A 16621-nucleotide genomic window follows, 5' to 3' on the forward strand; every position below is an offset into this window, starting at 1 on the left:
GCAGTTCGGGCAGGTGTCGGTCACCAGATCGCTCCTGTCGGCGAGTAGCCGGTGTACGGGTCGGCGTCGATGGGCTTGTAGGAGATCCAGGGCCAGTTCTCGCCCTGCTTGATGTAGCGGGGCCATTCGCGTTCGTCGCGGCTTCCGCGCCAGGGCACGACCTGCCGGCCGCGGGCGCCTTCGACGTTCTGCGCGGACTTCTCGTCCTCGACGGGGCGCAGGCCGAAGCCGAACTCAGGCCAGCGCATCCACAGCGAGGAGCCGAGGGGGCGCAGGGAGCGGGGTCCCATGCCGTTGCCATGGGGGGCGTGGGCTTCCATCAGGACGGTGCAGCCAGCGGTGGCACGTGCTTCGTCGATGACGACGGACACCTTGCGGGCGAGTTCTTCGTCGTTGGGGTTGCCGGCGTGGAGCCGGTAGACGGGCCCGATGATCAGGACGTCGGGCTTGACCTTCTCGACGCGGCGCATCACCCACGCCCGGTCGGACGGGCGGGTGAGGTCGAGGCCTTCGGGGCGGCACTCGATGTGGAACTGGCCGCGGCGCACCGGCTGCTCGAGGGCGTCGGCGGCGGCGAGGAGGGGGCGGAACTTGCGGCGGGAGGCGGCCTCTCCGTTCTCGCAGTCGAGGGTGAGGACGCGGACGGGGTCGATCGTCTTCCACGTGTCGAAGGGGTGGATGCCGGCGGCGAGGGTGACGGACAGCTGCCGCAGCAGCGTGGACTTGCCGCCGCCTTCGGACGCGGTGAGGATCAGCCGGTCCTGGCGTTCGAGGAGGCCGGGGACGACCCAGTCGTAGGTGTCTTCGTGCTGGACGAAGTCGAGGATGTCTTCGACGGGGAGGTCTTCGGAGGCCATGCCGCGGTCGCGCAGCTCGCGGGCTTCGGCGACGAACTTCTCGATGAGGTCGCTGGTCTCCCCGGTGGTGCTGTAGCCGGCCTGTGCCATGCGGGTGGCGAGTTCGATGAGGGCGCGGCGCAGGCCGCGGTCCTGGACGATCTCGGCGTAGTACTCGCCGTTGGCGGCGGTGGGGACGGCGCGGACGAGTTCGTACAGGTACTGGCTGCCGCCGGCGCGGACGAGGTCGCCGGTGTCGGCGAGGTACTTGGCGAGGGTGATCTGGTCGACGGACAGGCCGCGGTCGTCCATGTGGAGGATCGCAGCGAAGATGAGCTGGTGTCGCGGCTGGTAGAAGGCCGCGATGTCGACGGTGTCGCGGACTTCGCGGAGTGCGGTGCGGGTGAGGAGGCAGGCGCCGAGTGCGGACTGCTCGGCGTCGAAGTCCTGGGGCGGGACGCGCTCGAGCGGGATGTCCGCGTAGTTGGGCTCGAGGTCGGTGGTCACTTAGAAGATCCCCCTGTCTTCGGGGCTCTGGCCCACGGCGCGCAGGTGCGGGCGGGGCGTGTGGACGGGGCTGCCGGCGGCGGGCTTGGGCGGGAGTTCGCTCCAGCCGCGCATGAAGTAGCGGGCGGAGTCGACGTGGGTGCGGTCGGCGGTGCGGCGGGCGTAGGCGACGAGGGCGGGGACGCCGCATTTGTTGATCAGTGCGATGAGGGGGAACCACTGGTTGCCGGTGAAGGGCCAGCGGACGACGACGCCGCTTGCGGTCATGCTGTCGACGAGGGGGCGAACGGCGTCGGGGATGCCGTAGTCGTCCTGCTGCTGCCGTCCCTCGGGCTCGCCCTTTGCTTGCTTGCTGGGAGTAGATGGGTAGTGGGGGCCGGATTCTGACCCTCTAGCACCCCCTAGAGGGCCGGATTCTGACCCTCTAGCGTTTTCACCTTGATCCCGTAGTGGGCCGGATTCTGACCCCCCTTGATCCCGTAGTGGGTCAGATTTCGGCCCTCTAGGGTTCATTCCTTGATCCCGTAGTGGGCCGGATTCCGGCCCACTAGTGGTGACCGCCCTCACGTAGCCGACGGCCTTCGGGAGTCGGTACAGCGCCGCCCGGGTGCCCTTGCCGGGCTCGGCGATCTCCAGCTCCCCTGAGTCGACGGCCGCCTTCACGGCAGCCTTGACGGTGGAGCGGGGAGCGTTGAGCGCCCCCACAAAATCCGGATAGCTGAGCCGGACTTCGCACGCGAGGTCGCGCACCTGGTCGGCCACGTAGAGCATGGCGAGCCGGGCGTTCCCCTTCGACTGGGAGTGGTTCCACACCCAGTGCATGGCGTCCAAGGTCACGGCTTTGTCCTTCGGCTGGTGATGACTTCGGTTCAGGGTTCGGCACGAAACTGACAAGTGAGGGATGGGAGTCCGGTTCGTGCCGGGGTTCAGGGCCGGTCGCGCGGCCGGCGGGCCGCGGTCACGCGGCGAGCGCCGTCTCGGGCTCGGCGTGCCGCTCGATGTCCTCGCCGGTGATCGCCTCGACCAACGCCGAGACGATGACTTCGGCGCAGTTGGGGGTGACGGCGTTGCCGTACTGGCGGACGCGCTCCCGCTTGTTGCCGAGGACGATGTACTGGTCGGCGAAGCTCATGGCCCGGCCGATCTCGTGGGGCTCGAGCATCCGGAACAGCACGTCCTCGATGGCCACGTCACCCCGGACGAGGGCGTACCGGTCGCGGGTGGACAGGGTGCCGACGGGCTCCCGGACCGTGCGCGCGGTGCCGTTGCCGTAGTAGGGGACGAGGAGGTGGTCCCAGGTGACGAGGGACTGGTGGCCAGCAGCCGTCAGCGTGCGGACGGGTTCGTCGACCCCAGTGCAGAGCTGGGCCGGGTTGCCCCGCGGGGTGTTGTTCCGCATCAGGAAGGCGGGCGGGGCGACGAGTCCGTGGTGGTTGCCGGACGCGGTGACGGTGGCCAGGGACTCGCCGACGGAGCGGGCCACGCTGCCGCCGCCGCGGAGTTCGGCGATGAACGGCAGCCAGGCGAGACCGGTCTCGTTCCGCGCGGTCTGGGTGCGCAGCGGCGCGTTGGCGGAGGCCGGCTCCTTGCCGTCGCGGCCCTCGACGGGGATCAGCAGGGGCGGGATCGCAAGGCCGTGGTGGCCGCCCGACGTCGCCACGGTGGCGAGCGGGTCGACGACAGATCGGACGTTGCTGCCTCCTCGCAGCTCGGTGATGAACGGCGGCACGGCGAGGCCGTCGTTCTCGCGGGTGGTGCGGGTCGGCATGGCGTCGGCGACGGCGGTGGCGTCGTTGCGCCAGGTCCCGCCGGCGGGGACGACGAGAGGCTGAGCGAACTTCTTCAGCCCGGCCTGGATCCGCGCGAGGGTCTTCTCGGCGAGCGGCTTGGCCCGGTCCCCGATGCGCTGCCCGGGCAGCGACCAGTCGATGGCGACGGCGGCCGGGAGCGTCTCGGGTTCGACGACCTGGCTGCGGCACGCCGTGTTGGGGCACCGGTAGACGTACTGCTGCCGGTAGCGGCCCATGTCGCGGCCGGGGTCCTTGAACCGCTGCACGGCCTGCACCCACTGCTCGCAGCCGGGGCACCAGGCGCGCGGCCGCAGCCACTTGTCCCAGTCGGGGGTGCGGCCGAGGGTCTCGTGCCAGTAGGCGACGTACAGGCGGTCGCGGGACTGCGGCGCCTTGTGGACGGTGCGTGGGTCGGCGTGCATCGAGTTCAGGGCGATGACGCGGGTGCGGTATCCGAGCTTGCGGATCTCGCCGAGCCAGCGGTCCCACTGGTCCCAGGCGCGGACGTCGACGACGTTCTCGACGACGCCGGCCTTGACGAGGCCGCCGCGGGCGATGACCCCGCGCAGGTACATGGGGACCTCTTCCATGAGGGCGCGGGAGCGTTCGACCTCCTCGGAGGGGCCGAAGCCGTCGAAGAGGTCGCCCTGCATGGAGAGGTCGAAGTCGCGCTTCTTGCCGCGGGCGTTGGACCACTGCGGGCATTCAGGGGACGCCCAGAAGATGTCGGTGACGGGCCACTTCTCGACGGGGGCCTCGCGGATGTCGCCGCGGTAGTGGTCGACGTCGGGGAAGTTCGCGGCGTGCGATTCGATCGCCCGCTCCCAGTGGTTTGCCGCGCGCTCCATGCGGACGCCGGGGATGGAGTGCATGCCCTGGCTGGAGCCGCCGGCGCCGCAGAACCAGTCCATGACGGTGAGCGCGTCGTTGTCGTTGCGGTACATCAGGCGGCCTTCTCCAGGTCGTTGCGGATGCTGCGGGCGATGTCGCGGACGTAGCCGGGGGCCATGCCGAGACGGGTGGCGATCTCTTCGTGGGAGAGGTTGAAGTCGATGAGGTGGGCGATCTCGGCGCGGCGGATCGCGGCCAGCTCGTCGCGGTTGGACTCCAGTGGGGCGGCCGTCTCGACGTCGGGCTGTTCGGCGGGGTTGTCGATGTCGTCCCAGGCAGTGGGCCCGTGCCAGCCTTCGGCGGCGGCGCGGCGTTCGTTCTTCCAGTTGGTGCCGCGCCGGTGGGCGAGCTGCCGGTAGGCGGCAGCCAGGGCTGTGGCGGCCTGGTTGTCGATGGTCTTCCAGCGGCCGTCGGCGAGGAGGCTGATGCTGGCGACGCTGAGGCCGCTGAGGGCGGCGATGTCGGCGCGGCTGTGACCGAGGTTGTACAGGGCGCGGATGCGGCGGGTGGAGCCGGTGGCGGGGCGTTCGGTGTTGCCGTCGAAGCGGTGGGGCTGGACGGCGAGGATGCGGCGCGCTTTGTCGGTCTGACAGGTCTTGTTGCGGCCGGTGACGATGTAGCTGATGACGGCCTGGGAGACGCCGGCTTCGCGGGCGATCATCGTCTGGCTCATGCCGCTGGCGCGGAGCATGTCGATGTGGGGGCGGAGTTCCTCGATGGGGATGAGGTTGCGTTCGCCCTGCCGTCGGCGGAGTTCGCGCTGGATGTCGGCGTGCCGGTGGGCGCGGGTGCAGCGGGTGCAGCGGCAGGGCGGGCAGGATGCGCTGCCGTGGTAGCGGGCGTCGGTTCCGTGGGGGGCGCGCGGGCGGCGGGCGTTCACGGGGTGTCCTCCCTTCGGGTGTCGGGGTTGGCGATGTGCTGGCAGGCGGCGAGGAGTCGCGCGTCGGTGCCGGGCTGGTTGTCGGGTGCGGCGGGGATGCTGCGGCGGGCGGCCCGGCGGAAGTGCCAGTGCTGGATGGCGACGGGCACGATCAGGACGGCCATGACGGCGAGGAAGGTGAGGGCGCGCATCACGCGGCGCCTCCGTCGGCGAAGAGGTCGAGCTGGTCGCCGAGCCGCACGTTGGACCACAGGACTTCGGTGCGGCCCTTGTCCGTGGTGGCGTTGCCGGTCATGGTCTGCTGCTCGTATCGGTGCCAGCCGTCGTACAGGTCGGCGTACAGCGGGCTGTCGTAGCCGGAGAGGACGACCGCGGCGCGGCAGTCGGCGAGGGCGGCCGCCAGCGCGCGGTGTTCGGCGTCGGTCTTCATCTCGTGCCGGTAGTTGCGGCCCCAGCCGCGGGTGGATCCGAGGTAGGGCGGGTCGACGTAGAGCAGCACCTTGGGCTGCTTGCCGTACTTGGCGATGAGGTCGAGAGCGGGCAGGGCCTCGAGGGACACGTCGCGCAGGCGCTCGGCGGCAGACGCGAGGCGGAGGACGTAGGCCTCGAGGTAGCCGGGCATCGACATGGACGAGCCGGCCGGGTCGATGTAGTGCCGCCAGCCCGTGTTGCGCAGGGTGCCGGAGCGGCCTTGGGCGAGGCGGCACCAGATGCGGCGGGCCAGCTCGAGGTCGTCGTCCGTCGGGTCCCAGGTGGCTTCGAGTTCGGCGCGGGAGTGCGGGGTGAGGAGGCAGGCGCGCAGCAGCTCGTCGGGGCGGTCGCGGAGGATCCGCCAGAACGTCATCAGTTCGCCGTCGAGATCGTTGACGGTTTCCATCGGGGACCGCCGCTTGGCGAGGAGGACGGACAGGCCGCCGCAGTAGGGCTCGACGTAGTGGTCGTGGTCGGGCAGCAGCGACACGATCCACGGCGCGATGCGCTGCTTGCTGCCGAAGTACGGGACGGGGCTCTTCATCACGCGGCCTCCGGCCGCTGCTGGATCCGCTGCTGGATGCGGGCGGCGGCCCGTCGGGCGGCGGCTATGCCGCGGCCCCTGGCGGTGAGCCGCCATACGGCGATGACGTGGCCGTGGGTGTTGGCCTGGGTGGACGGCACGTACTGGCCGGTCCGCTCGATGACGCCGCCGGAGCGCAGGGCGTTGATGGCGGCGCCGAGGAAGCCGTGTCCGAGCTCGGGGAGGACGTCGCGGAGGTCGTTGCAGGAGAACTCGGCGCGCTGGCCGCCGAAGTGGAGGACGGCCTGCTCGACGAGGAACAGGGACCACTCGTCGGTCTTCACGATGTCGTCGAGGAGGAGGTTCTTCTCGTCGGCGGCGAGACGCTCGGCGAGAGACAAACGCTTCGTCATCTGGTGTCCTTAGGGAGTGGCCGCCCCGATACCCGCGGGGCGGCCTCGGGTTTGCGGGCTACTGCTGGTCGGGCTCGGCCTGCCAGTCGACGGAGTCGTCGATGGCGTCCTGGTCCCAGGTGCCGGGCTCCGGCTGGTCGCTGCCGATCTCGACGCTGTACGCGGTGTCAGCGTCCGGGGTGGTGGGGGCCGGCGTCTGGCCGGTGAGGGCGGCGACGGACAGCGGCGCCTTGGTCCGGAACTCGGTGCCTCCGACCGTTACGACCTCGGCGTGGGTGATGCCCTCGAGCTCCTCGGACACGTAGGCCATGCCGTGGAGGGCGTCGGAGGCGATCAGCCTGGACAGCTCCCCGGTGGCGCGGGCGACGAGCATGCCCTTCGGGTTCTTCTTCCACTGGTCCTTGCCGAGGAGGCCCATGAGCCGCGCGCGGTCGATGGTCCACTCGACTTCCTGCCACGCCTCGGAGCCCTTGCGGCGGCCTCGCATGACGCAGCGGGTGTCGGTGGACTCGACGAGTTCGATGTCGTGGCCCTGCTGCTGGACGATGGCGCGCATCGCGTGCGCGCGGAGGGCGGGGGTGCCCTGGATGACGTCGATGGACTTCAGCGTCGCCATCGGCTTCAGCCCGAGCTCGCTGCCAGCGAGGATCGCGGCGGCGATGTCGCCGGGCTTTCCGCGCAGGGACTGGGGGACGAAGGAGGTGGCGGCGAGCTTCTGCGCCATGTCGTAGGCGAGGCTCGCTTCCTGCGCCCACGCCATGAGGGCGGTGGTGCCCGCGGTCGGCGCCGGGGCGGGCAGGCTGTTCGCCTGCTGCTCGGCGACGGTCTGCTGGCCGTCGCGCTGGGCGATCTCGTTGCTGGTCACTTCAGGTACTCCTCGGTCTGGCGGATGGCAGCCCAGGTGGGCAGGTTGATGAAGGGGATGTCGTCGGTGGGCCCGGTCCAGTCGGGCCACATGCCGGCGCGCTCGCAGTCGGCGTAGATCCGCAGGGCGCGCTCGTTGCGGGCGCGGCCTATCTCGCGGTCTCCGTCGGTCAGTTCGCGGACGGTGACCAGGTAGGGCGGGGCCTTCTGCTGGAACACGAACAGGAAGCGGACCCCATGGGGGGCGAGCCCGGCAGCGTGGATGCCGTCGCAGTAGAGGGCGTCCTGCTGGTGGTAGGAGTACTTCTCGATGGCCTTCTGCACGACGGCCGGGCTCGCGTCGGTCGTGGTCTTGTAGTCGACGCAGAGGGTCAACGCGGGCAGGAGCTTCAGCCAGTCGGGGCGGACGCGGCAGCGGATGCCGGTGGCCGGGTCGGTCCAGTAGATCGACCGTTCGGCGATGCCCTTCCCGGCGAACAGCGGCCCGGCCTGCGGGTGCTGGCGGACCGCGGCCACCATCGCCTGCACCTGCTCCCATTCCTTCGCCAGGAGCGGAACCTGGCCGGCTTCGTAGGCGGCGTCGCGCTTCTCGCGGGCCTCCGCCTTCTTCCAGTCCGGGTAGTCGAGGACGACGATCGTGTGGCCTTCCCCCAGCAGCTCGGCGTGGACGGCGTTGCCGAGGTCGAACTCCCGCTTCGGTGCGGCCGGGTGTTCGCGGTCGTAGTGGTACTGGGCGGGGCAGCCGGGCGGGAGAAGTGCGCGGAGCCCGGTGGAGGAGATCGTGGTGCGGTCGGCGTGGTAGTCGTCGGCCGACAGGCCGTCGACCCAGCCCGGGGCGCCGCCCTCGCAGTCCTCGCAGAGGCCGTCCCGGGTGAAGGGTCCGTCGGTGTTGCCGCACTGGCGGCAGGCGAGCGGGCTCATCAGAACGGGACGTTCAGGTCGGAGGCGACGGCAACCGTCTCGCCCTGGGCGATGCGCTGGAGGGTCGCGACGCCTTCCTCGTCGTACTTGGCGATCAGGACCGCGCGCCCGTAGTCGGGGAAGGCGGCCATCAGCTTGGCCCGGTTGGTCATGTCGGCCCGGTCGATGAGACTGATGAGGGACTCGGTCCAGTCGCCGGCCGGGTAGCCGCCGCGGCCGAAGTGGGACAGGACGTGCGCCGCGACCTCGCGGCTGACGCTGGGGCTGTTGGTGCTCATGGGACCTGCTTTCGGGTGTGCTGGGTGGAGGGCCCGCCGCTGCGGAGGGGGGTGCCGCGAGCGGCGGGCCCTGGGGGCCGCGGTCGCGTTGGGGGTGTCGCGTCGCGGCGTATGGGGTTGTGGTCTGGGCGCCGGTCTGGCGGGGGTGGTGGGCACCGCCAGACCGGCGGGTCAGGCGGCCGGGTCCGGCGGGGCGGCCTGCGGCGAGTGGTGCAGGGAGCGGACGGGCCCGTCACGGAACCGGTCGAGGAGGCCGCGCATGTCGATCTCCTGCGTCTCCGTGATCACGTTCTCGGCTTGGGCGCGGATGCCGGCGGTGCGCTTCAGGCCGTCGATCTCCTCTTCGCGGAGCCGGATCACCGCCTCCGCCCGGGCGAGGGCCTTCTCGGCGAGCTTGCGGGCCTTGCGCTCGTCGGCGAGCTCGCGCTCGAGGGCGGTCATGTTGCGGTCCTGCTGCTCGAAGAAGTCGTCAGCCGCGGCCTGCCAGTCGGTGAGCCTGGCCACCTCGCCCTTCAGCTCCCGGACCTGGTCCTGAACCCGCCGGCGGCCGTGGGCCTTGAGCGCGGGTATGAAGTCGACGATCGTCACTGGTCGCCTCCGAGTTCGGCGGGGATGTCGACGAGTCCGAGGGCGATCGACTCGATGACGTCGGGGTCGGTGATCCAGGCGGTCACGCGGCGGCGGGTGATACCGAGGCCGGACAGCAGGCCCGGGACGATGACCGGGTCCGCGGTCGTCGGCATCGACGGCAGATCCAGCGAGGCGGTCACGAGACGGCCGCCTTCGGGAACTCGTCCCACGTGCGGCCGTCGAGCTCCCGGCCGGCCTTGCCCTTGCCGACGCGGCGCATCTCCCAGCGGTGGCCGAGGTCGTCGATCGGATCACCGACGAGGACGTTGCGCTTGTCTGCCGGGCGGCCGATGACCTTCCAATCGGTGGGCTGGTACTCCCCCCACTGCTTGAACAGGTAGGGCACACTGGCCGCCTCGCACTGGTCGCGCAGGGAGCGGGCCCAGTCGGGGCTCATCGGGCGGGCGCCGTGGCCGGACTCGCCGCCGACAATGACCCATCCGATGGGCTGTCCGCCCGGGCGGCCGTTGCCGGTGTGGCTGCCGGACCAGTGGCCCTCGCGCCCGCAGTCGGGGCAGTGCTGCTGGAGCGGCCCGGTGTAGAAGCGGCGGCAGTCCTGGCCCTGGCAACGCCAGGAGGCGTGACCGGCCGGCATCCACGTGCTGAGGTCGACGGGGCCGAGGAGCGGCTCGCAGGACAGAAACCGGACGGCGGCGGTCGTGTCGACGAGGGCGGGGATGCGGATGTCCGCCCACTTCTGGTTCTCGACCGACACGCCCAGCCACACGTTCGGCAGCGGCCACGCGAAGTCGCCGCAGCCGGGCTGCAGCTGCTCCCGGCGCTCGTCCACCAGGGTCAGGAACTCGCGGTTGCCCATCAGCGACCGCAGCCGACGCGGCCGCTTCGTCAGCACCTGATAGGTGTGCTGCGGCGTCAGCGCCATCACCGCGAACACATGGGCGATGAACTCGCCCGGGACGTCGGCGTGGAACAGGTCGGACATTGAGTTGACGAAGACCTTGCGGGGCTTGCGCCACTTCAGTGGGAGCGTCAGCCGCTCGGGGCGGAGGGTGAGGTCGAAGCCGTTCTCGAAGTGGTGGCCCGGGGTGCCGCGCCACCGCTCGGCGAACGTCTCGGCGTAGCAGCGGTCGCAGCCGGGCGACACCTTGGTGCAGCCGGTGACGACGTTCCAAGTGGCATCCGTCCACTCGATCTTGGATGTGTCGCTCACGACGTCGTCTCCTGCGGGGTGCTGGTGTGGGCGGCTTTGATGGCGGCGAGCTGGGCGGGCCAGTCGGGGTACTGGTCGGCGGTCGCGCAGGCCTCGGGGTGGGTGACGAGCCAGGCGTCGAGGTGGTAGGCGATCTGCTCCGACGGGGAGTGGGTGCGGGCGGCGGCCTGCTCGAACTGGGCGGCGGCGAGGCGCTGCTCCAGCACCGGCAGCGGCACGTCCAGGCGGGAGATGTCGACGCTCACCGGTCGGCCTCCGTCCACTCGCCGTAGACCACCGACCGCTGCACCAGCCGGGCGGCGGGGAAGTCGTCCACGTAGCGGGCGAGCCGGCTCTCCTGGTCGGGGCGGCTCGTCGGGTCGCCGACGCGCAGCACGTTCCCGGACGGGAGACGCACCGCGAACTCGGTGAGGGACGGGCGGTCGGCCTCGGCGACGCGGGCGCGGGCGACGTCCCACCCGGCGTTGACCGCCCGCAGGTTCTCCTTCAGCTCGGCGACGTGGGCCAGCGTCCTGGCCAGCGACTTGCCGTCCTCGTCGTGCCAGCGGACCAGCTTCTCCCGCTCGGCCTCCACGTCGGCGAGCTCGGCCTGTGCCTGGTCGCGTTCGGCGCGGACCGCGGTCAGCTCGTCACGGAGACGGGCGTTCTCGGACCTCAGCTCGGCCAGCTCCGCCTGCTGCTTCCTGCGGGCGGTGTCCGCGTCGTGCAGCGGGGAGAAGACCTTCGTGCCCTGCTCGGTGGCGGTCGCGCACGGCCAGCCCGTGACGACACCGTCCTCCCAGCAGACTGCGCAGTGCCAGGCATTCGGCACGCCGAGGTCGTCGAAGACGGGGACGTGGAAGCGGGCGGGGAGCTTCGCGTTCTCCTCCAGCGAGAAGCCGGCCAGGAGCTCGTAGTCGGGGTGGTCCGGGGCGTGAAGGATCGTGGCCCGCTGCTGGCACTCGTCGTGCTCCACCGGCTGGCCCGCCTCGGCGTTGCGGCGGCAGGTGCCGCACGCGGACGGGTCGGCGCTGGTGCTCTTCTTGGCGAGGAACTGTTCGCGCTGATCGACCCAGAACGGGTCGAGATCGGATGAGATACTGGGAGCCACGCGGCTCCCTCCTTTCGCTCTGGTGGGAGGGGTGTTCGCGTCGAGGTCGTCCCGGGCCAACGGGGCGGCCTCTTCGTTTGCCGCCTCAGGCGGCGACGGGGGCCTTGCGGCGGGAGCGGCGGCGGGCGCCCTGCGTGGGGGCGTTGCGGTGCATTGCGGCGATCTCGGCGAGGTCGGTGTCGCTGAACATCAGCCGACGGCCGAGCCGGTGGTGGGGGAAGGGGTTCTTGTCGCGGTTGACACCGTCGCGGAGCCAGCGGACGCCGGCCTCGTCGTCGGGGTTGTCGGGGTCGCTGAGACCCAGCCGCTTGGCGGCTTCCTTGACCGTGTAGAAGTACTCGAGCGTGGGGGTGCTCTTACGGGTGGGCATGTCACCTCAATTCGGGAAGTTCCTCTAACGGGCGAGGAGTCGATCGGAGTCGGCCGGCAGGCCGAGCGCGGTCCGGAGCCGGGTGTAGGTCCCGGGTCTCATGCGGGTGCGGTAGCCGTTTTCGAGGTGGTTCAGGTAGCGCTCGCTTATGTGCGCTCTCTGGGCCAGCTCTGCGGTGCTCAGCCCTGCCTTCATGCGGAGCTTTCGGATTTCCGCCCCGTTCACCTGGAAGGTGGTTGGGGTTGCTTCCATGCCAAGAAGCTAGCGGAAGTTCGCAGAGGCTGTCTAGCGAAAGCTCGCAGAAGTTAGCGGAAGATAGTTACCGGCCGGTCACCCTGTCCGAACGGGTGTCGCAGGACGAATCCGGTCACTCTGCGGTTTCGAGCCACCACGTTCCGGACTCCTTTGGCCCAGTCCTAGCTGGTCCTAGCGGGTCCTGCGAAGATGACGCCATGACCACCCCCGCCCTCGAGCGCCTGGCGACGCTCGTACAGAAGCGACGGACCGAGCTACGGCTCGGCATCGAGCCTGCCGCCAAACTCGGCGGCATCTCCAAGGACACCTGGAAGCGAGTCGAGGAAGGCAAGAAAGTCTGGGACCGCTCCTATGCCGGCATCGACAGCGCCCTCCAATGGGCCGTCGGCAGCTGTCTTCGGGTCCTCCGGGGGGACGACCCGGTTACCAGCGAGCCGGCCCACGACGGCGTGAAGGTCGCCGACGTCCCCAAGACGGACCTCGAACGCCTCGTTGGCAACGCTGTCCAGCACGCCGCTATCGCGACCAAGGGGTCACTGACCGGCGACGAGATCCTGGAGCTGAACCGGCGCGTGATCGAAGAACTTCGCAAAGAGGGCGTGCTCTGATTCAAACTCGTCCGATGGTCGTACAACTCTGCGGCATCATCCGACGATCAAGCATTTTCCCTGCGTAACTTTGGTCTCTGCTAGTCCCAACCGGTCCTGTTCGTGGCAAAGTCATGACCACACCTTGGGGGTTCCCCGAAGTACCGATGAAGGGGGACCAGGTATGCGGAGCACTCTGTCCATAGTCGATGTCGGCCCGAAGTTCGCAGGCTGGGCCGGCCTCGCCGATGGGAGAATGATCTGTGTAGCGCCGCACGAGATCGCCACGAGCGAAGAAGCACGTCGCTCGATGCGCGAGATCGTGAAGCGTGTCGGAGGAGATTGCGAAGGCTGCCGAGGATGCTCGCTCGGCACCTGAGCACGAGGCCGCGGAGTCCAGGCGGTAGGGGTACCTGCCGGACTACCGCGACCAACACCCACCCGGGGGGAGAACCATGCCTTACGTGGAGGTACGCGGCGGCAGCATCCGCGTGAAGTGGTGGGGCGGCGAGTACCGCCTCGACGCCGACGGCAAAGCCACCCGCCGCAAGAAGTACGAGTCCGCGAGCGGGCCCGAGCCGGGCGTTCCCTTCGACGACGAGGACGAGGCCTACAACTACGGGCTCGACCGGGAGCACGAAGTCCGGCACGGAACCCACATCCCGAGAGCCAACTCCAAGACCGTGATGCGGGACTACTGCTGGATGTGGCTCGACGCCCAGGACCTCCGCGACACATCCACCACCCGCTACCGAAGCCGGCTGCGCGCCAGGATCGTCCCCTACTGGGGAGAGCGGTCGGTCGGCGAGATCACCACGTGGGAGTACGAGGCATGGAAGAAGGGGCTGCAGGCTTCAGCGGCCCGCGGTGAGCTGTCCCACTATTACGTCGACCAGCTGATCAGTCTCTTCGGCATGCTGATGACGGACGCTGTGGTCAAGTACAAGCTGCGCAGCGAGTCTCCGGTCATCCGACAGCGCAACCGCGGCCGGTACCGCAAGAAGCAGCGTGAGACGAAGCAGCCCATGCAGATGGCGGTGCTGCACGCCCTGGCCACCAACGCGTACCGCGTATGGGGCTTCGCCGGCTGGACCTACATCTGGACGCTCGCCTTCACGGGCATGCGGCCACCCGGGGAGATGTGGGGGCTGCGCCGCGAGTTCGCCTCCCCCACCTGGCCGGCGAGCGATCCCGACCCGGAGCGGCGTGAGAGCATGATGCAGCGCTACGGGCCCAACACCATGCCAGCGATACGCGTCCAGTACCAGTCGCAGTACGAGCGCGGGCAGCGCAAGCAGGTCGGGCCGAAGTACGACTCGCACAGGACGCTGGTTGTGCCGCCGTTCTTGCATGAGATGCACGCCGCTCTGCTGGCCTCACACGACTCCCCCTGGGTGTTCCCTGCCCTGGGCGGCGGCCAGATGGGTACACAGTGGGGAAAAACCTACTGGCCGTACATCCGAGGCGGGGCGCCGGAGCGGTCCGCGCGGCGGGACCGGATCCGGCAGGAGATCCACCCCGTTCCGGAGATGGTCGGCAAGCGGATCTACCTTCTGCGGCACGGGCACCGGGAGTGGCTGGAGGAGGACGGGCATCCGCGCATCGCCATGGAGACGCGGATGGGTCACGAGGTTGCCGGCGTGGAGGGCCTGTACTCGAACCTGACGCCTCCGATGGAGCGGCGGATCGCCGAGACCTTGCAGGAGCGGTGGGAGGCGTTCTGGGGGATGGGGGTCTGGTGGTCTCCGCCGTTTCCCACTCTTCTCCCAGAGGGGTGATGTGGTGCATGCTTTCCCCAGGTGAACGGTATGATCAGGGGTGTTACACCAGCATGCTGGCGATGCTGTTGACGATGTGACGCCGGGGACCGCTCCGGAGGCCGTCGTGGTCTGCGTCACTTGCCGTGACAACCCGTACCGGTGAGCGGCGCGTCGCTCATAGGGTGCTGCCCATGATGGTCTCCGCGGTCCTGCTGCTGCTCGGCGCCCTGACCGCCGTCGTCGCTCCCCGGCTGCTCGCGCGGGCCGACTGGCCGGACCGGGAACCGGTGGTCGCGCTGTGGGCCTGGCAGTGCGTGGTGGCGGCGGTGCTGCTGTGCTGCGCGCTGTCGATGACGCTCAGCGCGGCGGCGGCGTGGCACGCGGTGCGCGGACACGTCTTCGCGCCGGCCCCGCGCGCGGTCGTGGAGGCGTACGCCCCGGGCGCGTCGGGTCCCTGGGCGGCGGCCACCGCGGTGGCGCTCGCGACCGCGGGGCTGTGGAGCGGGGCGATGCTGGTGCGGGAGGTCGCCCGGGCGCGGGCGGGGCGCCGGCACCACCGGGCGGAACTGCGGCTGCGGGCCCCTCTGTTGCCGGGCGAGGAGCCCGCGGGCGAACGGCTCGTGGTGCTGGAGGGCGAGCGCCCCGACGCCTGGTGGCTGCCGGGCGGGACGCCCCGACTGGTGGTCACCACGGCCGCGTTGCGCCGTCTGAAGGGGCGGCAGCTGGACGCGGTCCTGGCCCACGAGCAGGGACACGCCCGGGCCCGGCACGACTGGCTGCTGCACTGCTCGTCCGCGCTCGCCAACGGGTTCCCGCAGGTGCCGGTGTTCGCCGCGTTCCGCGGCGAGATGCACCGGCTCGTCGAGCTCGCCGCCGACGACATGGCCTCCCGCCGCTTCGGCCGGCTGACGACCGCGCTCGCGCTGGTCGAACTCAACGAGGACCGGGGAGTGTTCGGCCCCTCCCCCGCTCCGCAGGCGCACGTGCCGCAGCGGGTGCACCGGCTGCTCACGCCCGCGGACCGGCTCACGGCGGCCCGCAGACTGCGGCTGACGGCCGCCGCCGCGCTGGTGCCGGCGGTCCCGGTGCTGGTGACCCTGGTGCCGGGGCTGCGGGCGCTCGGCTGAGCCGCCCGGCCGGAAAGCCGGTGCCGGGCCGGCTTGGAACGCCGCCGTTCGGCAAGGATCACTGCATGCGCAACCCGTCCGTCGACGCCCCGCCCACCCGGTCGCCCTACCGCACGGCCGTCCGTGCCGGCCTCTGGACGGGGTTGTGCTCCGTCCTGCTGCTGGTCCTGGTGTGGGCCGAGTGGCGCCCCCTGCTCTCCGTCGACGGCGACGTCTCCCGCACCACGCACCGCTGGGCCGTCGCCGACTCCGGCGCGACCCGCGCGTCCCGCGTGCTCACCGACTGGGTCTGGGACCCGTTGACGATGCGGCTGCTGTGCGCGGCCGTCGCCGGCTGGCTGGTGTGGCGGCGCTCGGCCTGGTGGACCGCGGCGTGGCTGGTCACCGTGTCGGCCGTGGGCACGCTGCTCCAGCAGGGCCTCAAGGCCGCGGTCGGCCGCGCGCGCCCCGTCTGGCCGGACCCGGTCGACTCCGCGCACTACGCGTCCTACCCCTCCGGCCACGCCCTCACGGCCACGGTGGTCCTCGGCCTGCTCCTGTGGCTGCTGCACCGCCGCGGAGCGCGCCCCGCGGTGTGGCGTACGGCGGTGGCGGTGGCCGTCGTGTCCGTGGTGGGGGTCGGACTGACCCGGGTGTGGCTGGGCGTCCACTGGCTGTCGGACGTGCTCGGCGGCTGGCTCATGGGGGCGATGCTGGTGGCGCTGGCGATCGCGGCGCACCTGCGGTGGCGACCGTGAGCGTGCCGGGCCGGCGGTACCGCTGCGCGGGTCCGCCGGAGCCGCGGCGGACGGTCGCGCCGGGCGCCGGCGGGCGGTGATCCGCGGTGCCGCCGATCTCGACGCCCGGGCGGCGGAACAGGGGACGGAGGAGGCGTTCGCCCACGTCGTCGGGCCGGACGGGCCGCTGCGGCTCGCGCCCCGCCGCAGCGAGCACGGGGCCTGCGCGGGCGGCGGCGACGTCCTCGGCGCGGGCGAGATCACGGTGCGCCGCGCCGACCGCGGCCGGCGGGTGGAGGAGGTCGGCACCCGGTCGACCGGGTGCCGTCCCGACCCCGGCTCCTGGCCGGCGGTCGCCGCCGCCCCGGACCGCGCCGGTGTCCGCCGCCCCGACGGTTCCCCCCACGCCCTGGTCTTCCGGCGCTGCGAGCGCCGCGGGGAGCACGACGTGGTCCGCGGGTCCGTCTTCGTCCGCGTGTTCCGCGACGCCGGGCTCCCCCGCTCGTGGAACGTGGACGTGTCGCGTCCGTAGGATCGGCCG

Annotated in this window: 22 protein-coding genes; 5 read left to right on the forward strand and 17 right to left on the reverse strand. The window is 71.1% G+C overall.

The window, feature by feature from the left end:
• Positions 1-20: 20 nt before the first annotated feature.
• The 17 genes from ACH4F6_RS31675 to ACH4F6_RS31755 form a co-directional block, all read right to left on the reverse strand.
• Positions 21-1343, reverse strand: a complete 1323-nt coding sequence (locus ACH4F6_RS31675; protein ID WP_397963805.1) for a DnaB-like helicase N-terminal domain-containing protein — start codon at positions 1341-1343, stop codon at positions 21-23.
• Complete coding sequence (locus ACH4F6_RS31680) at positions 1344-1610, reverse strand: hypothetical protein (RefSeq protein ID WP_397963806.1); 267 nt, start codon at positions 1608-1610, stop codon at positions 1344-1346.
• 691 nt (positions 1611-2301) lie between these two features.
• Positions 2302-4077, reverse strand: coding sequence for a DNA cytosine methyltransferase (locus ACH4F6_RS31685; protein ID WP_397963807.1), 1776 nt, complete (start codon positions 4075-4077; stop codon positions 2302-2304).
• Positions 4077-4904, reverse strand: a complete 828-nt coding sequence (locus tag ACH4F6_RS31690) for a hypothetical protein (RefSeq protein ID WP_397963808.1) — start codon at positions 4902-4904, stop codon at positions 4077-4079. Before ACH4F6_RS31690 ends, ACH4F6_RS31685 begins: the two co-directional genes overlap by 1 nt.
• Positions 4901-5095, reverse strand: a complete 195-nt coding sequence (locus tag ACH4F6_RS31695) for a hypothetical protein (protein ID WP_397963809.1) — start codon at positions 5093-5095, stop codon at positions 4901-4903. Before ACH4F6_RS31695 ends, ACH4F6_RS31690 begins: the two co-directional genes overlap by 4 nt.
• On the reverse strand, positions 5095-5919 hold the full coding sequence (locus tag ACH4F6_RS31700; protein ID WP_397963810.1) for a DNA adenine methylase: 825 nt from the start codon (positions 5917-5919) through the stop codon (positions 5095-5097). The genes ACH4F6_RS31695 and ACH4F6_RS31700 overlap by 1 nt, the downstream gene beginning before the upstream one ends.
• The gene (locus ACH4F6_RS31705) at positions 5919-6311 is read right to left on the reverse strand and encodes a hypothetical protein (RefSeq protein ID WP_397963811.1); all 393 of its coding nucleotides are present in this window, start codon (positions 6309-6311) and stop codon (positions 5919-5921) included. The genes ACH4F6_RS31700 and ACH4F6_RS31705 overlap by 1 nt, the downstream gene beginning before the upstream one ends.
• Before the next feature lie 58 nt (positions 6312-6369).
• A complete protein-coding gene (locus tag ACH4F6_RS31710; RefSeq protein ID WP_397963812.1) occupies positions 6370-7176 on the reverse strand; it encodes a hypothetical protein in 807 nt (268 codons plus the stop codon).
• Positions 7173-8096 carry a PD-(D/E)XK nuclease-like domain-containing protein gene (locus tag ACH4F6_RS31715; protein ID WP_397963813.1) on the reverse strand — a complete coding sequence of 308 codons (924 nt, stop codon included), beginning with the start codon at positions 8094-8096 and terminating at the stop codon, positions 7173-7175. The genes ACH4F6_RS31710 and ACH4F6_RS31715 overlap by 4 nt, the downstream gene beginning before the upstream one ends.
• On the reverse strand, positions 8096-8374 hold the full coding sequence (locus tag ACH4F6_RS31720; protein WP_397963814.1) for a hypothetical protein: 279 nt from the start codon (positions 8372-8374) through the stop codon (positions 8096-8098). The genes ACH4F6_RS31715 and ACH4F6_RS31720 overlap by 1 nt, the downstream gene beginning before the upstream one ends.
• Positions 8375-8545: 171 nt before the next feature.
• Positions 8546-8962: a hypothetical protein gene (locus tag ACH4F6_RS31725; protein WP_397963815.1), complete on the reverse strand. Its 417-nt coding sequence runs from the start codon at positions 8960-8962 to the stop codon at positions 8546-8548.
• Complete coding sequence (locus ACH4F6_RS31730) at positions 8959-9144, reverse strand: hypothetical protein (RefSeq protein WP_397963816.1); 186 nt, start codon at positions 9142-9144, stop codon at positions 8959-8961. Before ACH4F6_RS31730 ends, ACH4F6_RS31725 begins: the two co-directional genes overlap by 4 nt.
• On the reverse strand, positions 9141-10175 hold the full coding sequence (locus ACH4F6_RS31735; RefSeq protein WP_397963817.1) for a DUF5131 family protein: 1035 nt from the start codon (positions 10173-10175) through the stop codon (positions 9141-9143). The genes ACH4F6_RS31730 and ACH4F6_RS31735 overlap by 4 nt, the downstream gene beginning before the upstream one ends.
• Complete coding sequence (locus ACH4F6_RS31740; protein WP_397963818.1) at positions 10172-10420, reverse strand: hypothetical protein; 249 nt, start codon at positions 10418-10420, stop codon at positions 10172-10174. Before ACH4F6_RS31740 ends, ACH4F6_RS31735 begins: the two co-directional genes overlap by 4 nt.
• Positions 10417-11265: a hypothetical protein gene (locus tag ACH4F6_RS31745; RefSeq protein WP_397963819.1), complete on the reverse strand. Its 849-nt coding sequence runs from the start codon at positions 11263-11265 to the stop codon at positions 10417-10419. The genes ACH4F6_RS31740 and ACH4F6_RS31745 overlap by 4 nt, the downstream gene beginning before the upstream one ends.
• Before the next feature lie 85 nt (positions 11266-11350).
• Positions 11351-11635, reverse strand: a complete 285-nt coding sequence (locus ACH4F6_RS31750; protein WP_397963820.1) for a helix-turn-helix domain-containing protein — start codon at positions 11633-11635, stop codon at positions 11351-11353.
• A 24-nt stretch (positions 11636-11659) separates the two neighbouring features.
• Entirely contained in the window at positions 11660-11887 is a 228-nt protein-coding gene (locus ACH4F6_RS31755; RefSeq protein WP_397963821.1) for a helix-turn-helix domain-containing protein, read from the reverse strand.
• A gap of 200 nt (positions 11888-12087) precedes the next feature.
• On the opposite strand from ACH4F6_RS31755, the gene ACH4F6_RS31760 reads away from it, so the two are divergent.
• The 5 genes from ACH4F6_RS31760 (at position 12088) to ACH4F6_RS31780 (ending at position 16612) form a co-directional block, all read left to right on the forward strand.
• The gene (locus tag ACH4F6_RS31760; protein ID WP_397963822.1) at positions 12088-12498 is read left to right on the forward strand and encodes a hypothetical protein; all 411 of its coding nucleotides are present in this window, start codon (positions 12088-12090) and stop codon (positions 12496-12498) included.
• A 434-nt stretch (positions 12499-12932) separates the two neighbouring features.
• Positions 12933-14255 (forward strand): integrase, encoded by a 1323-nt coding sequence (locus tag ACH4F6_RS31765; protein WP_397963823.1) that lies wholly within the window; start codon positions 12933-12935, stop codon positions 14253-14255.
• A gap of 173 nt (positions 14256-14428) precedes the next feature.
• Positions 14429-15364 carry a M56 family metallopeptidase gene (locus tag ACH4F6_RS31770; protein ID WP_397963824.1) on the forward strand — a complete coding sequence of 312 codons (936 nt, stop codon included), beginning with the start codon at positions 14429-14431 and terminating at the stop codon, positions 15362-15364.
• Between the two features lie 65 nt (positions 15365-15429).
• On the forward strand, positions 15430-16101 hold the full coding sequence (locus tag ACH4F6_RS31775; RefSeq protein ID WP_397963825.1) for a phosphatase PAP2 family protein: 672 nt from the start codon (positions 15430-15432) through the stop codon (positions 16099-16101).
• Between the two features lie 76 nt (positions 16102-16177).
• Complete coding sequence (locus ACH4F6_RS31780; RefSeq protein ID WP_397963826.1) at positions 16178-16612, forward strand: hypothetical protein; 435 nt, start codon at positions 16178-16180, stop codon at positions 16610-16612.
• The last annotated feature ends 9 nt before the right edge of the window (positions 16613-16621 follow it).

This window comes from Streptomyces sp. NPDC017936, assembly GCF_044328485.1.
GTDB lineage: Bacteria > Actinomycetota > Actinomycetes > Streptomycetales > Streptomycetaceae > Streptomyces.

Bases quoted from the DNA above. Each gene is read 5' to 3' on its own strand.
- ACH4F6_RS31680 (WP_397963806.1), bottom strand. From the start codon at position 1,610: ATGACCGCAAGCGGCGTCGTCGTCCGCTGGCCCTTCACCGGCAACCAG.
- ACH4F6_RS31685 (WP_397963807.1), bottom strand. From the start codon at position 4,077: ATGTACCGCAACGACAACGACGCGCTCACCGTCATGGACTGGTTCTGC.
- ACH4F6_RS31695 (WP_397963809.1), bottom strand. From the start codon at position 5,095: ATGCGCGCCCTCACCTTCCTCGCCGTCATGGCCGTCCTGATCGTGCCC.
- ACH4F6_RS31700 (WP_397963810.1), bottom strand. From the start codon at position 5,919: ATGAAGAGCCCCGTCCCGTACTTCGGCAGCAAGCAGCGCATCGCGCCG.
- ACH4F6_RS31705 (WP_397963811.1), bottom strand. From the start codon at position 6,311: ATGACGAAGCGTTTGTCTCTCGCCGAGCGTCTCGCCGCCGACGAGAAG.
- ACH4F6_RS31715 (WP_397963813.1), bottom strand. From the start codon at position 8,096: ATGAGCCCGCTCGCCTGCCGCCAGTGCGGCAACACCGACGGACCCTTC.
- ACH4F6_RS31720 (WP_397963814.1), bottom strand. From the start codon at position 8,374: ATGAGCACCAACAGCCCCAGCGTCAGCCGCGAGGTCGCGGCGCACGTC.
- ACH4F6_RS31750 (WP_397963820.1), bottom strand. From the start codon at position 11,635: ATGCCCACCCGTAAGAGCACCCCCACGCTCGAGTACTTCTACACGGTC.
- ACH4F6_RS31755 (WP_397963821.1), bottom strand. From the start codon at position 11,887: ATGGAAGCAACCCCAACCACCTTCCAGGTGAACGGGGCGGAAATCCGA.
- ACH4F6_RS31760 (WP_397963822.1), top strand. From the start codon at position 12,088: ATGACCACCCCCGCCCTCGAGCGCCTGGCGACGCTCGTACAGAAGCGA.
- ACH4F6_RS31765 (WP_397963823.1), top strand. From the start codon at position 12,933: ATGCCTTACGTGGAGGTACGCGGCGGCAGCATCCGCGTGAAGTGGTGG.
- ACH4F6_RS31770 (WP_397963824.1), top strand. From the start codon at position 14,429: ATGATGGTCTCCGCGGTCCTGCTGCTGCTCGGCGCCCTGACCGCCGTC.
- ACH4F6_RS31775 (WP_397963825.1), top strand. From the start codon at position 15,430: ATGCGCAACCCGTCCGTCGACGCCCCGCCCACCCGGTCGCCCTACCGC.